13 protein-coding genes are annotated in these 14,666 nt (G+C 70.9%); 9 read left to right on the top strand and 4 right to left on the bottom strand.

From position 1 onward, the window contains the following. Positions 1–60: 60 nt before the first annotated feature. From HC031_RS16425 to HC031_RS16415, 3 genes are read left to right on the top strand one after another with little or no spacing between them, the layout of a single operon-like run. Entirely contained in the window at positions 61–396 is a 336-nt protein-coding gene (locus HC031_RS16425; protein WP_167926188.1) for an ArsR/SmtB family transcription factor, read from the top strand. Beyond that, positions 393–851: an SRPBCC family protein gene (locus HC031_RS16420; RefSeq protein ID WP_167926187.1), complete on the top strand. Its 459-nt coding sequence runs from the start codon at positions 393–395 to the stop codon at positions 849–851. The genes HC031_RS16425 and HC031_RS16420 overlap by 4 nt, the downstream gene beginning before the upstream one ends. 54 nt (positions 852–905) lie before the next feature. Next, complete coding sequence (locus HC031_RS16415) at positions 906–2,441, top strand: carboxyl transferase domain-containing protein (RefSeq protein WP_167926186.1); 1,536 nt, start codon at positions 906–908, stop codon at positions 2,439–2,441. 16 nt (positions 2,442–2,457) lie between these two features. Here the strand turns inward: HC031_RS16415 and HC031_RS16410 are convergent, their stop codons facing one another. Further along, complete coding sequence (locus tag HC031_RS16410; RefSeq protein ID WP_167926185.1) at positions 2,458–3,582, bottom strand: SMP-30/gluconolactonase/LRE family protein; 1,125 nt, start codon at positions 3,580–3,582, stop codon at positions 2,458–2,460. A 96-nt stretch (positions 3,583–3,678) separates the two neighbouring features. Beyond that, complete coding sequence (locus tag HC031_RS33915; RefSeq protein WP_167926184.1) at positions 3,679–4,218, bottom strand: acyltransferase; 540 nt, start codon at positions 4,216–4,218, stop codon at positions 3,679–3,681. 393 nt (positions 4,219–4,611) lie between these two features. Here HC031_RS33915 and HC031_RS16400 point away from each other — a divergent pair, with 393 nt between their 5' ends. Genes HC031_RS16400 through HC031_RS16380 form a run of 5 tightly spaced genes read left to right on the top strand, consistent with a single transcriptional unit; the run spans position 4,612 to position 10,851 of the window. Then, a complete protein-coding gene (locus HC031_RS16400) occupies positions 4,612–5,766 on the top strand; it encodes a Gfo/Idh/MocA family protein (RefSeq protein WP_338090689.1) in 1,155 nt (384 codons plus the stop codon). Between the two features lie 14 nt (positions 5,767–5,780). Then, entirely contained in the window at positions 5,781–6,527 is a 747-nt protein-coding gene (locus tag HC031_RS16395; RefSeq protein ID WP_205862814.1) for a sugar transferase, read from the top strand. Then, the gene (locus HC031_RS16390; protein WP_167926181.1) at positions 6,524–7,618 is read left to right on the top strand and encodes a YveK family protein; all 1,095 of its coding nucleotides are present in this window, start codon (positions 6,524–6,526) and stop codon (positions 7,616–7,618) included. Before HC031_RS16395 ends, HC031_RS16390 begins: the two co-directional genes overlap by 4 nt. A gap of 4 nt (positions 7,619–7,622) precedes the next feature. Further along, positions 7,623–9,335, top strand: a complete 1,713-nt coding sequence (murJ, locus tag HC031_RS16385) for a lipid II flippase MurJ (RefSeq protein ID WP_167926180.1) — start codon at positions 7,623–7,625, stop codon at positions 9,333–9,335. 22 nt (positions 9,336–9,357) lie between these two features. Next, positions 9,358–10,851 carry a hypothetical protein gene (locus HC031_RS16380; protein ID WP_167926179.1) on the top strand — a complete coding sequence of 498 codons (1,494 nt, stop codon included), beginning with the start codon at positions 9,358–9,360 and terminating at the stop codon, positions 10,849–10,851. Positions 10,852–10,885: 34 nt separating this feature from the next. Here the strand turns inward: HC031_RS16380 and HC031_RS16375 are convergent, their stop codons facing one another. Continuing rightward, positions 10,886–12,013, bottom strand: a complete 1,128-nt coding sequence (locus tag HC031_RS16375; protein WP_167926178.1) for a glycosyltransferase family 4 protein — start codon at positions 12,011–12,013, stop codon at positions 10,886–10,888. 247 nt (positions 12,014–12,260) lie between these two features. Between HC031_RS16375 and HC031_RS16370 the strand changes: the two genes are divergently transcribed. Then, entirely contained in the window at positions 12,261–13,496 is a 1,236-nt protein-coding gene (locus HC031_RS16370; protein WP_205862813.1) for a glycosyltransferase, read from the top strand. Here HC031_RS16370 and HC031_RS16365 read toward each other — a convergent pair. Next, complete coding sequence (locus tag HC031_RS16365) at positions 13,456–14,637, bottom strand: carboxylate--amine ligase (protein WP_167926176.1); 1,182 nt, start codon at positions 14,635–14,637, stop codon at positions 13,456–13,458. The two genes, HC031_RS16370 and HC031_RS16365, sit on opposite strands and share 41 nt — an antisense overlap. Positions 14,638–14,666: the final 29 nt, after the last annotated feature.

The raw sequence follows: 14,666 nt of genomic DNA, 5'->3' as shown, positions 1-14,666 counted from the left end.
AGTTCGGCCCGGAGCCGGAGCCCCTTGCCACCGCGGCTCCCCCACCATAAGGTGAACCACATGGTTCAGCTTTTGCTCGACCGCACCTTCGCGGCGCTGGCGGACCCGACGCGACGGGAGATCCTCGTCCGCCTCACCCGGGGACCGGCGTCCATCACCGAGCTGGCCGAGCCGTTCGGCATCACGCTGACCGGCGTGAAAAAGCACGTGCAGGTTCTTGAGGACGCGCGGCTGGTCACCACCGAGAAGGTGGGACGGACCCGGCGCTGCCGCCTCGGACCGGAACGGCTCGAGGACGCGATGCGGTGGATCCAGATGTACCGGCAGCAGTGGGAGCGGCGCCTCGACGGGCTCGAGGCGTACCTGGAGCAGCGGAGGAAGGACACCGAGGCATGAGTTACGAACTGCGGGTGGAGCGCGTGTTCAGCGCCACCGTCGAGGAGGTCTTCGAGGCGTACACCGACGCCGAGGCGGCGAAGGTGTGGTTCCGGCTCGGCCCGGACGGACCCGACGACTCCATCGTGGAGATCACCAACGACCTGCGGGTCGGCGGCGAGTGGAACGCCGCCTGGGGCGACAGCCCGGACCGGCTGTTCCGGGAGCGCGGCGTCTACCAGGTGGTCGACCGGCCGCGCCGGCTGGTGATGGCGCTGACGGGCTGGACACCCGACGGACTGTCCATGGACACGACGGTCGAGGTGACGTTCGAAGACGTCGGCGGCAAGACCCGGATGGTGGTGGCGCAGCGCGGCCTGCCGACCGAGGAGGTCCGCGACTTCTTCACCACGGCCGTGTGGGCCGGCGCCTTCGACCGTATCGAGCGCTACCTGGCGCTTCGGAACTCGCGTTAGCACGGGCCGGGCCCCGGTCCGCCACGGGCCGGACCGGTACGGCACGCTTGCGGGGTGAGCCCAGCCAGTCCCGGCCCGGACGCGCGCCGCTTCGTCGACGCACTGCTCGACCCCGGCTCCTGGCAGCCCTGGGACGGCGCGCCGGCCGACCTGGCGGAGGTGGCCGGCGAGTACGCCGCGGCGCTCGCCCGCGCCCGGCAGGCGACCGGCCTCGACGAGGCGGTGCTGACCGGCGAGGGCCGGGTCACGGGCCACCGCGTCGCGGTGGCCGCCGGCGAGTTCGGCTTCCTCGGCGGCTCGATCGGGGTGGCCACGGCCGAGCGCCTCCTGGCCGCCGTGGAGCGGGCGACCCGGGAGCGCCTGCCGTTCCTGGCAGCACCGGCCTCCGGCGGCACCCGGATGCAGGAGGGCACCCTGGCGTTCCTGCAGATGGTGAAGATCACCGATGCGCTGACCGCCCATCGCGCGGCCGGCCTGCCGTACCTGGTCTATCTGCGCCATCCGACGACCGGCGGCGTACTCGCGTCCTGGGGCTCGCTCGGGCAGGTCACGCTCGCGCAGCCGGGCGCGCTGATCGGCTTCCTCGGCCCACGGGTGTACGAGGCGTTGCGCGGCGCGCCGTTCCCCGCGGGCGTCCAGCGCGCCGAGCATCTCCACGAGCACGGACTGGTCGACGCGGTGGTACCCGTCGAGAAGCTCGCGCCGCTGGTCGCCCGGGTGCTCGACATCGTCGCCGCGCCGCGCCCGACCGACCCGCCGGCGCCCGCACCACCGCACGCCGACGTATCCGAGGTCCCCGCGTGGGAGTCGATCCGGCGGTCCCGGCGGCCCGACCGGCCGGGAGTACGTGACCTGCTCCGCGAAGCCGGGACTGAAGCCGGGACTGAGGTCGTGCGCCTGCACGGCAGCCAGGAGGGCGAGGCGGACGCCGGCCTGGTGCTCGCGCTGGCCAGGTTCGGCGCCGCCTCCTGTGTGGTGGTCGGGCAGGACCGCACCACGCAGTCGGGCGACCGGGGGCTCGGCCGCGGCGCCCTGCGGGTGGCGCGGCGCGGCATGCGGCTGGCCCGCGAACTGCGCCTGCCGTTGCTGACCGTCATCGACACGCCGGGGGCGGACCTGTCGCGGGCGGCCGAGGAGGAGGGCATCGCCAGCGCGATCGCGCACACCATGCGCGACCTGGTGACCCTGGACGCGCCGACGGTGGCCGTCCTCCTCGGGCAGGGCGCCGGCGGCGGCGCGCTCGCGCTGCTGCCCGCCGACCGCGTGCTCTGCGCGCAGCACGCGTGGCTGTCCCCCCTGCCACCGGAAGGCGCCAGCGCGATCGTCCACGGCACGGTCCAACATGCTCCGCAGGTGGCCGCCGCGCAGGGTGTCCGCTCGATCGACCTGCTGCGCTACGGCGTCGTCGACCGGATCGTCGCCGAGCTGCCCGACGCCGCCGACGAGCCGGACGCCTTCGCGCGCCGGCTCGGTCAGGCGATCGCGGACGAGCTGACGCGGGCGGTGACCGCCGACCCGGCCGATCGTGGGGCGGCCCGCCGCGCCAGGTACCGCGACCTCGGCCGGGACATGCTCCGGGCACCTGGCTGAATCCGTCACCCGCGGACTACCCGGTCGGCGACGCCGTCGCCCCGTGCTGCGGGAGCTTGTACCCGCGGCTGTTGAGGTCGATGCGGTACAGCCCCTTGCCCGCGGTGATGTAGAGGACGTGCGCCTGGGTGCCGGTGCCGAACTCCGCGCTCGTCGGCAGCGCGTCACCGGTCGGGATGCGGGCCAGCTCATGACCGTTCGGGGCGTAGACGCGGATGCCGGGCGCCGTGGTGTCACGCACCGCGACGTACAGATTGCCGTCGACGTCGGTGGTGATGCCGTCGGGGCCGAACCGTGGCAGGTAGTTGACCAGTGCCCGGCGCTCCCCCACCGTGCCGTCGGGGTGCAGCGGGTAGGCCCACAGCGTCATCAGCCGTGGCGGAATGCTGGCCAGCTCCGCGGGGGTCAGCCGGAGCTCGTCGAGGAATCCGGTGTCGAAGTCGGCCACGTACAGGGTCCGTTGGTCCGGTGACACCCACACGCCGTTCGGTTTGGCGGCGTTGACGATGATGCGATGGATCGAGCGGTCGCGGTCGATGCGGTAGATGCCCTCGACCGGCTGGTCGACCGGCTCGGGACCGTCGTACCTGGGATCGGTGATGTAGATGCGACCCCGCTCGTCGATGCTGACGCCGTTCGGGGAGTTCAGCGGCCGGCCCTGGTAGCGGTCAGCGAGGACGACGCTCTGCCCGGTCCGCGGGTCGATCCTGGTGACGCGCCGGCCGCCGTAGTCCGCCGACTCGGCCACCACCAGGTTGCCGTCGGCGTCGAACTGCATGCCGTTGGCCTGACCGCTCGGCGAGCGGAAGACGGTCGTCCGCCCGTCGGCCGAGCGGTACCGGTAGATGACGCCGGCCTGCGGCCTGCCCTGAGCGTTACGGCACCGGGTGGACGGCTCGAGGTCGGCGAAGAACACATCGCCCTGCCGGTCGGCCGCCGGACCGGTGGTGAGGCCACACGCCCGGTCGAAGAGCATGGTCAGCCGGGCGCCGGAGCGGATGATGCGGGGATCTCCGGTCGGCGGCGGGAAGCTCTGCCGCACCGCGGCGGCCGCGCCCGTACCGGGCACGGCGAGGATCACCGCCGCGACGAGCGCGGACAGGCGTACGAGAAACCACGTACGTAACGGAACGCGCCACATGCGCAGGCCTCCCGCCCATCGATGGCGCTGGCGATCGGCTGGCGATGCTGTCCGGTCCGACGTTACTCGTCGTCCGGTCCGGCGCTCCCCGAGGCGTCACACCGGGACAGGCGATCCTGTGGCAGAGCCTTTGTCGTGCCGTCCCCGCCCGCCGCGGCCGTCCCGGGAGCGCACGTCGCCGATCACGCGCGCCGGGTTTCCCGCGACGACGGCGAAGGCCGGAACGTCGCGGGTGACGACGGCGCCGGCGCCGACGAGCGCGCGCGTGGATATCGTCACCCCGCCGAGGATGGTGGCGTGGCTGCCGATGGAAGCGCCGCGACAGACCAGGGTTCGGACCAGCTGCCAGTCCTGATCCGTCTTGAGCTGACCGTCGTCGGTCGTGGCCCGCGGAAAGAGGTCGTTGACGAACATGACCCCGTGGCCGAGGAACACCTCGTCCTCGATCGTGACGCCGGCACAGATGAAGGAGTGCGAGGAGATCTTGCAGCGCGCTCCGATCACGACGTCCCTTTGAATTTCAACGAACGGTCCGACGGTCGTTTCACTTCCGATCGTGCACCCGTAAAGGTTCACGAGTTCGGGCCGAAAGATCGTCACGCGGTCCGCGAGGCTGACGGTGGCGTCCAATGGCATTGCCAGGTCCTTGTCGGCAGGTGGTCTCAACGGGTGTCGTAGCGGTGGAACAACGAGCCGATCGCGTACAGCCTAGCGGCACCTGTCGGCCGCTGTCATGGCACGAAAACCGATGTGAGTACATAGTGGATTCGGCAAACGACGAGCGCGAAGATCCCGAGCCGGGGGTCGCTCCCCAGCCCGTCGCCGCCCGCCGAGCCACACATTTCTATGTGCCCCGCAATGCCTACCGCGCCGCAAATTCTGGCGGGTTTGGTGTGGGCTTCCGGGGGCAAGGCGCCTGGGCTGCTTGAAGACATACGGACCGCGGTCCATCCACCTGTTCATCAACACGCCGGACGGCGCGCCGCTTATGCCTGGGCGGCCCCCGGGTCGGCCCCGAGGGAGGATCAAGTGCGGGTAGGTGTGGTCGGCTGTGGATATTGGGGCTCCAAGCACGTACGTGTTCTCCAACAGATCCCCGTGGTTTCCGAAGTAGTGGTAGTTGACCCGCGACCAGAGCGCCGAGCAGAGTTCATACCGTCAGCGAGCGGCATCACGGCCTTCAGCGACCTGACGTCGGCCCTGCCCAGAATGGATGCCGCAGTGATCGCGGTACCGCCGACGGAACATTCGCGGATCGCTCTCCAGGCGATCGCTGCGGGCAAGCACGTACTCGTGGAGAAGCCGATGACGACGAGTACGGCCAGCGCGCACCGGCTGATCGAGGAGGCCGCCGCGCGCGACCTCACGCTGATGGTGGGCCACACCTTCGAGTACAACGCCGCGGTCTGGAAACTCCGCGAGGTGATCGAGTCGGGCGAGCTGGGCGAGATCTACTACATCGACACCGCGCGGCTCAACCTGGGCATGTATCAGACGGACGTCAACGTCCTGTGGGACCTGGCGCCGCATGACATATCAATTATCAACTATCTGTTGGGGTCCGGAGCGCGATCGGTGCACGCCTGGGGGGCCAGGCTCGCCGACTTCTCGCAGGAGGACGTGGGGGGCATCCGCCTCAACTACGGCGACCGGTCCGTCGTGGCACAGGTCCATGTGAGTTGGCTGGACCCGTGCAAGGTCCGTCGCGTGACCGTGGTCGGCAGTCAGAAGATGGCCGTCTACGACGACCTGGTCGACCAGGAACGGTTGCGGATCTACGACAAGAGCGTCGCCCCGGTGCAGGACGACGTCCGTAACCGACCGATGTCCTACCGCTACGGCGGAATCTCCTCGCCCTACATCCAGATGCAGGAACCACTGAGGGTGCAGGACGAACACTTCATCGAGTGCATCCTGTCGGGTCGTCGGCCCCGGACCGACGGCGAGAGCGGCCTGGCCGTCGTACAGACTCTGGAAGCCGCCGCCCTGTCGCTGCGTCGCGGCACGGCGATCCTGCTCGACGGCCAGGAAGCCCCGGCAGCGAAGGAAGCCCCGACGGGGAAGGAAGCACCGACGGGGAAGGAAGCCCCGACGGGAAAGCCTGCCCTGCTGTCCTCTACCCACCTCGCTCGAAAGGGCGCGTCTCACAAAGAGGTGTCACGTACGACTGAGTCGACGCGATGATCGGAGACGGAAGCTTGTCACAAGATCTCTTCGCCGACACGTCGCGCTCCGTACCCGCACCCCGATCCGCCGGCGCGGTGTTCACCGAACTGCCACCCGAGCGGCCCCCGTCCTCCCGGCAGCGCGACCGGCGGCCGGTGGACCGGGCGACCAGATTGATCGATCTGGTGGTCGCGAGCCTCCTGCTCATCGTCCTCGCCCCGGTGATGCTGCTCATCGCGGTGCTGGTCCGGGCCACGAGCCCGGGCCCGGCACTGTTCAAACAGACCCGTGTCGGCTGCCGCCGACAGCCCTTCGTCATGCTCAAGTTCCGGACCATGGCCGCCAACTGCGGTGACGACGTGCACCGGGACTTCGTGTGCCGCATGCTGCGCGGTGAGGATCCACGGCACGACAGCGGTGCCGGCCTGTACAAGCTGGAGGACGACCAGCGGGTCACGCCGCTCGGCCGCTTCCTGCGCGCGACGAGCCTCGATGAACTTCCTCAGCTCATCAACGTGGTACGCGGTGACATGGCGCTGGTCGGTCCACGTCCGGCGCTGGCGTGGGAGGTGGAGCTCTTCCAGCCGCACCACCATGAACGTTTCATGGTCAAGCCGGGGATGACCGGGCTGTGGCAGGTCTCCGGCCGGTGCCGGCTGACGATGAGCGCGGCCCTGGATCTCGACGTGACGTACGTACGACGCCGAAGCCTTACCTTCGATCTCTGGATTCTCATGAAGACCATCCCCGCCGTCCTTTCCCGGAGAGCCACACGATGACCTGGGTGCCAGGGGAGCCCACTCCCTTCAAGAACCGGAACACGACGAACTCCCGTACGACGGACGGCCACGTGGCCATTCCCGGTTGGTACGGGCCGCTGCCGCCACCCGCCCCGCCCACCGACAACAGGGCCGACCCAGCGCCGGCCGCTCCCGCCCGCGAGAATCCGCCGCCGCCACCGCCGGCTTTCCCCGAGTTCCGCGCGACGGACTCGGTGCCCAAGGAGTACGCCCCGCCGAAGAACCCGAGCACGGTGGGCGGCGGCGGTGGCAGGGTGCACGGGCGCCCGGCGCCGCGGGACTGGTACGGCACACTCCCCTCATCCGCCCCTGCCGCGGAGAGCCGGGTCGAACCGGCGCCGCCCGCTGCCGCCGCCCCCGCGCCCGCGAATCCACTGCCGCCGTCGACGACGCCGTCGCACGCCGACGAGGGGTCACGGACCGAGGAGCCGCGTGCGGGCAAGGGTGACCGCCGGTCCGAGCGTCGATCGGGAGGTAGGGCGTGGAAGGCCGTCGTGCTCGCGATCCTGATGGTCGTCGGGTTCACCGGGGCCTCGGTCGGGTACAGCCTGCTGCAACCCACCGTCCACGGCGCTCAGACGGAGTTCGTCCTCACCCCGCGGAATACCCTTTCCGACGCGATGGTCGACCGCGCGATGGTCACCCAGACCATGATCCTCAAGAGCGTCTCGGTGCTGGGTCCCGTCGCCGCACAGACCGGCATCCCGGTCGGGCGCCTGCGGGATCGCGTCTCCGCGGACATCGTCGGACGCAGCGATGTCCTCCGCCTCACGGTGGGCGACCGTAGCCAGACGCGGGCCGTCCAACTCGTCCAGCTCATCAGCGCCGAGTTCCTCAAGGCGTCCAACGCCGCCACGCGCCCGGCCACCGACACGCCGCTCAGGGACGACACACCTCCGATCACGCTGTCCATCCTGACCCCCGCGTCCCCGCTCGACCGCCCCTTGCAGCCGCAGCCGGTGCGCGCGCTCGCGGCCGGTCTCCTGATCGGACTGCTCGCGGCAGCTGTCGCGGCCACCGTGGTGATGCGGCCACGGCTGCTCGCCTCGCCGTCGCAACACTGGACGTGAGACCGTGTCAGCGTCTCCGAGGGCCTCCCGCGCGGACCGGGATCCGGACAGCGACGGTGATGCTCTCACCAAGAACTCGCTTGCGGTCGTGTGCTGGACGATGGTGAGCCGCACGAGCGGGTTCGTACGCGTCGCGGTGATCGCGGCGGTGCTCGGCCCCACCTACATCGGCAACATCTTCCAGGCGACCAACAGCCTGCCCAACCTGGCGTACGCCGCGTTGACCGGTTCGCTGTTCTCGAATCTTCTGGTCCCGCCGCTCGTCCGGCACCTCGACACCGGTGACCGGCGGGCGGCGGTGCGACTGTCGCGCGCCTTCCTGTCCGTCGCGCTGGTGGTGTTCACCGTCGTCGCGGCGGTGATCGTGCTGGCCGGCCCGCTGGTCATGCGGATGCTGTCGGTGGGGGTTCCGGATGCCGCGGCCGCGATGTCCCAACGGCGCATCGGGTACGTGTTTCTGGTCATGTTCATGCCCCAGCTGCTGATGTACATGGTCATCGGCACGGCGGGGGCGGTGATGAACGCGCACGGCCGGTTCGCCCTGGCCGCCGGCGCGCCGACCATCGAGAACGTCGGAATCATCGCCACGATGGCGGCGGCCGCGCTGATCTACGGCACGCACCACGCGCTCGCCGCCCCGGAGACCGGCCAGCTGCTCCTTCTCGGTCTCGGCACGACCTCGGCCGTCGCGCTCCACGCGGCGGCACAGTGGTGGGGGGCGCGGCGGGTGGGTGTGACGCTCTATCCCGGACGGGGATGGCGCGAGCCGGAACTCCGCTCGGTCATGCGCCGCGCACTGCCCTCGTTCGGGTACTCGGCCCTCGACATCGTTCAGCCGTTCGGCGCGATCATCGTCGCCAACCGGGTCCCCGGCGGGGTCGTCGCGTTCCAGTTCGCGTACAACCTCTACGCGCTCCCGTACGCGCTGGGCACGCGCCCGGTCGCCGCCGCGCTGCTGCCCAGCCTGTCCCGCCGGTACCACGCCCGCGAGGACCGACCGTTCCGCGACGAACTGGTCCGGGGATCCTCGCTGGCGGCGTTCCTGGCCGTACCTGCCGCCGTCGCGTTCGTTGTCCTCGCCATGCCCATCGCCGCAGCCGTCACCTTCGGGCACATGGCGACCGCACAGGGCCACGTGCTCCTCGCCGTCTCGATCGCCGCGCTGGGCCCCGGCATCGTGGGCGGTGCGGCGCTGGTACTCGGCACCTACGCGTGCTACGCACGCGATGACGCGATCACCCCGTTCCGGGCGGTGCTGCTGCGCGCCGGCGTCGCGGCCGCCGGGATGGGCCTGGCCTTCGCGGTACCTGTCGGCGGCGGCACCCTGTTCGTCCTGGGGCTGACGATCGCGGTTGCGGAGGTGGTCGGCGGCGGCTGGCTGGCGGTGAAGCTGCGCCGCCGGCTCCCGTCCGGCGGCACCCCCTTGCTGCGCCCGCTCCTGCGGACGGTGACCGCCTCGATGCTGATGGCCGGGCCGGCGTACCTGGTCGCCGTCGAGCTCCCCGCGCTGCTTCCGGCCGCGAGCGGGCGGATCCCGACCGTGGTCGCCCTCGTGGCGGGCGCCGGGGTCTTCCTCGTCGTACACGCCCTGTGGCGTTCTCCGGAACTGGCGCTGCTCACCGCCGGGTTGCGCCAGTTGGCTACGTCCCGGCGGCCGCACCGGTCGGCCCATGGCGGCGTCGGCGACCTCAATGACCGCAGCGAGGTGGCGACATGACCGAACACAGTGAGGCGACGACATGAGCACCGAGGTCACGGTAGTGCCGCTCAGCGGCGACACGACGACGTGGCGTCGACGGGGCGGCGTGGTCCTGCTCGGCGTGGTGGCGGGCGCGCTGGTGCCGGTCGGGGTCGCGCTCCCGCCGTACGTCCTCATGCTGATGCCGGTCGCCGTCGGTGTGATCGCCATCGGGTACCTCCGTCCACATTGGGCCGCCTATCTGTTGTTCGCCGTGACGCCGTTGACCGCGGGGCTCACCCGCGGCTCATCCATTCCGCTGCTGCGGCCCTACGAGGCGGTCGAGATCCTGCTCGGAGCCGGGGTCGCGGCCCGCGCGCTCGCCCAGCGGCGGGCCGGGTACCGGCTACCACTGCGACTGACCCGAATCGACGCGGTCATCCTGGCGATGGCGGTGACGAGTTCGTTGCTTCCACTCCTGTGGCTGGCGGCGCGGGGCCTGTCGCCCACCCTCGAGGATCTGCTGTACGCGTCCAAGATCTGGAAGTTCTACGGTCTGTTCCTTCTCGTCCGCGCCTGCGTGCGCACCGATCGCCAGGTTGTGCGCTGTCTGCAGGTGTCGCTGGCGGCGTACGCGGTGGTGGCGGTCGTAGCCATGCTGCAGGCGATGAACATCGCCGGGGTTCCGCAGTTGGTGAACACGATCTACGGCGCCGAGGGCAACGTGTTCCCCCGCGAGGGCCGGGGCACGTCGACGCTCGGCTCCTCGATCGCGGTCGGCGACGTCATGGCGTTCCACCTCGCGATCTGTGCCGCCTGGCTGCTGCATGGACGCGGCCGTCGCCCGCTCCTGGCCGCCCTGGCCGTGCTCTTCACGTTCGGCGGGCTCGCCTCCGGCCAGTTCTCCGGGGTGATCGCTCTCGGTGCCGTGATGCTCGCCATCGCCATCCTCACCGGCCACGTGCGGCGGCTGCTCCTCGCGTCGGTGCCGGTCGTGCTCATCGGCGCCGCCGTGCTGTGGCCGGTGGCGCAGGCGAGAATCGCTGACTTCGACATCTCGACCGGGCTACCGCAGAGCTGGATGGTGCGCTACGACAACCTCCGCCTGTTCGTCTGGCCGCAGGTGTTCTCCGGGTTCAACTGGCTGTTCGGGGTCCGCCCCTCGGAGCACATCGCGGTGGACGCGGACTGGGGTCCCTACATCTACATCGAAAGCGGGCACACCTGGCTGCTGTGGACCGGCGGAATCCCGTTCCTTCTCGCGTTTCTTCTCTTCACCTGGGTCACCGCGCGAACCACCGCGGCGGTCGCACGCCGCCACCCTGGCCCGAGACGCGTCGCGGCCAGCGCCGCCTTCGCCAGCCTGTTCGCGGTGTTCGTCCTCATGTCGTTCGACCCGCACATCACCCTGCGTGGCGCGGCGGACCTGCTGTTCTCGCTCATCGCCCTGTCGATCGGCGGGCAGGGCCGCGGTGCGGTGGCGAACCCGGACCTCGGCGGCACGGCGGAGGTCGGTCACCCACCCGCGGCGACCGAGCCCACCGCGATCACTTGACCAGTAGCACGTCGTCCGGTCGCAGCCCGCCACCTCAGGTGGTGGGCTGCCGTCCGCGGCGGCGGCCGGTGGCGATATCGGCGACGTCCCGCACCCAGCCGTCGAGGGTGTGGTGGGCTTCGACCAGCGCGCGACCGGCTTTCCCCATCCGCTCGGCCTCGTCCGGGTCGTTCAGCAACCGCGCGATCGCCGCTCGCAGCGCGGCCGGGTCGGCCGGCGGGACGTACAGCCCGTTTTCGCCGTCCCGGACGATGTCTACCTGACCGCGGGTACGGCTGACGATGACGGCCTTGCCCATCGCCATCGCCTCGGTGATGGTGGTGACACCGGCGTCGACGTCGACGTCGTGCAGCGTGACGACGACGAACCGCGCCTGCGCGTAGAGGCGGCGAAGCTCTTCGGGCCCGACCTGCTGGCGCAGCGTGATCCGGGCGGACCGGCTGGCTTGTGCCGTGTCCCGCACCATCGGGCCGAACAGAGCGTCGACATCGCCGGACGGGCGCAGCACCGCGCTGCCGACGGCGATGACGGCGTCGACGTCAAGTCCGTCGATGGCTCGGGCGAGGGTGCGGTAGTCGCGCGCCTCCCAGCCCACGGAGAGGATGTAGTCGTGCGTCGGCTCATCCAGCGGGCGCCAGAAGTGCTCATCCACCGGCTGCAGGCAGTTGTGCAGCTTTTCCGCCGGAACGCCGAGCCGGGTACGGGCGAGCTCCATCTGGACGCTGCTGTAGTTGATGATCGCGCGCAGATGTGAGTGCACCTTGAGGCGGCTGAGAAACACGGCCTTCTTGGGGCGTGACAGCCAGGCGGAGACCAGCACCGTGTTCCGGCGCCCCCGGCTCACCTTGAACAGCAGCGCCAGCGGCAGGCCGAGACGGTCGGCCCGCGCGACGATGTGGTCGTAGCCGCGTTGGCGCAGGAAGGCCTCGACGACCTGGGCCGGTACGATACCGAACCGCCGGGCCACCGCCCGCGCGACGGGAGTCGCCCGCTCGGTCATGTACTGCATGTCCATGATGTCGGCGTTGAGGGCGCGCGCCAGCTCGACGTAGTCACTGCGCGGACGCTCGCCGGCCTCGGCCGCACCGGCAAGCTCCGCGCGGGTCTGCTGGCCTCTCCAGGCAGGAACCAGTAGCAGACCTCGGCCACGCTTTGCGAACATCCGCCAACCTCCCTCACCGCGCCGGTGCACCACCGCCGCTGCCCGTCAATGGTTGTATGCGTCCGGCGTCACCGGCCGTCGCGAGCTTCCCCGGCGCCGAGAAGTCATGCGGCCACCAGTTGTGTTTCTCGGCGGGCCCCGTCCCCTAGTCCACAGTAGATACGACTCGGTCGACGGCGGGTTTACCGGGCCGCCCGGTGGCTATCTCCGGGAAATGGCGCGAGCGTGTGTGGTCCGTGAACACTATGTGCCCCAGGACAGCCGGGTAGCCCGGGAGGTGGATGCCCTTGCCGCTCTGGGCTGTCACGTCGACGTGATCTGCCTGCGCGACGACGATCAGCCCGGGATCGAACGACGCCCCGGCGTGACCGTGTGGCGGCTTCCCCTCCGCCACAGCCGCGGACGCCGGGCGTTGCGCTACCTCACGGAGTACGGCGCGTTCTTCGTCATGGCCGGGGGCCTCGTGACCCTGCTGCACCTGCGGCACCGATACCGACTCATCCAGGTGAACTCGTTGCCGGATGCGCTGGTCTTCGCGGCCGCGGTACCGCGATTGCTCGGCGCACCGGTGCTGCTGGATCTCCAGGAGTGCATGCCGGAGTTCTTCGCCACCAAGTTCGGGGTGGACATGGCGCACCGGGCGGTCCGTGCCATTGCCCGGGTCGAGCAGGCGAGCATCCGGTTCGCGAACCGGGTCATCACTCCGACCGCGCAGATGCGGGAAGCCTTCATCGCGCGGGGCGCCCCGCAGGCGAAGATCACAGTCGTCATGGACGGCGCGGATCAGGAGGTGTTCCACCCGATCGACGTGCCGCGTACGGAGACCGACGACCGGTCCTTCACCCTGGTCTCCCACGGCACGGTCGAGGCGCACTACGGGCTCGACACGGTGATCGAGGCGGTGGCACTGCTCCGCGACGAGATCCCGCAGCTGCGCTTCGAGGTGTACGGCGACGGCTCCGACCTGGCACGGCTACGGCGGCTCGCCGCCGAGCTGCGGGTGACCGACCGGGTCTGGTTCAGCGGCGGATTCGTGCCGATCGACCAGCTCGTCGCCGCGATCGCGCGCGCCGACGTGGGCGTCGTGGCGATGAAGCGGGACCCGTTCCGGGACGTCACGTTGGCCGGCAAGATGTTCGACTTCATCGCGATGGGCAAGCCGGTCGTGTCCTCGCGTACCCGCTCCGTGGAGCAGACGTTCGACGCGTCCGCCGTGGAGCTGTTCGAGTCCGGGGACGCCGGAGACCTGGCCCGGGCGCTGCGTACCCTCCACGCCGAACCCGCGCGGCGGGCCCGGATGGCGGAGCGGGCGGCGGAGCTCGCCGACGGGTACCAGTGGTCCCGGCAGCGGCAGATCTACGGCGGTGTGGTCAGCCACCTGCTCGACGGGGCCGCGCTCGGCCGGAGCGCGCGCCGGCGAATCGGCACGCGGCGCGGGCGGCTCAACGCCGGAACGGAGTTCGAGCCGCCACCGCCGCGATGAGCGGCAGCGGGTCGTCCCACGCCCAGAACGCCTTCGCGTCGCAGCCGCCCGCCCACCGGATCCACCGCCAGATCGAGACATCGTCGGCACCCGCCGACGACACGTCGCGCGGATGGACCCAGCGCACCCCGGCCCGGGCCGGCCCGCTCGCCGGCCGGGGCGCGCCCGTCAGATCCGCGTACACCAGCGCGGGGATGTTGACGCCGGCGCGCGCCCCGGGGTGATGCCACAGGTGGAAGCGCGGGTTGACTTCGAGGACGAACAGCTCGCCATCCGGGGCGCGCTTGAAGTCGACCTTCGCCACCCCGCGCAGGCCGAGCACCCGTACCAGTTCGCGGCCCTGCTTCAGCACGTCCGGCGTGTCGGTGATGGTGAGCGCGGTGGTGTGTCCGAACTCGGGCGGCATGGTGCGTATCTTCTGTCCGACGAACTCCGCGGCAGTCCGTCCGTCGCGGTCGACGTAGACGTGGTAGCTCTCCACCCGGCTTTCCGGCCCGGGTACCGCCTCCTGCACCACGACCGGGGCGCCGAGCGCGGCGAGCGGCCGCCAGAGCGTACGCAGGTCCTGCTCATCACCGACCTGAAGCGCCTTCTTGGCGGTCGCGACCACCTCGTGCCACCCCCGGTCGCGCCGGTACGGCTTTACGATCAGCGGAAAGCGCAGCCGCGACACGTCGTCCGGCACGGCGCCCGGCCGGGGCGCGAGGATCCGGGTACGCGGCGCCCTGACGCCCAGCCGCTCGGCAAGGACCGCGAAGCGTGCCTTGTCCGCCAGGGTCTCAACGGTGTCCGGGTCGGCGATCGCGAAGCGGTACGCCGCGCCCAGCGCGTCGCGGTACCGGCTGACGAACAGCAGCGCCTCATCGGAGGTGAAGAACAGCGGCGGCGGCCCCGGTTGGGTCCGCGCGTAGCTGACCAGCCGCTGTATCAGACGGTCCTCGCCGCTCGCGGCCTCGGGATCGCTCCAGTTGTGCGTCGCTACCACGGTCGTGTGTCGGGACAGGCGGGCGGCGTCCTGGTCGGGCGCCGCGATCGCGCTGGGTATCCCGGCGACGGCCAGTGCCCGGGTGACCTCGATCAGGTTGACCCCGGCACCGAGGAGCACGGCTGGTGGCCGCCGCGGCGACCGGTTCCTTCTCATCTGGTCCTCACCTCTGCTCGTGCGGGCCG

Source organism: Planosporangium thailandense (assembly GCF_011947195.1).
Taxonomy (GTDB): Bacteria; Actinomycetota; Actinomycetes; order Mycobacteriales; family Micromonosporaceae; genus Planosporangium; species Planosporangium thailandense.
This window is presented reverse-complemented; position numbering and strand designations above follow the sequence as displayed.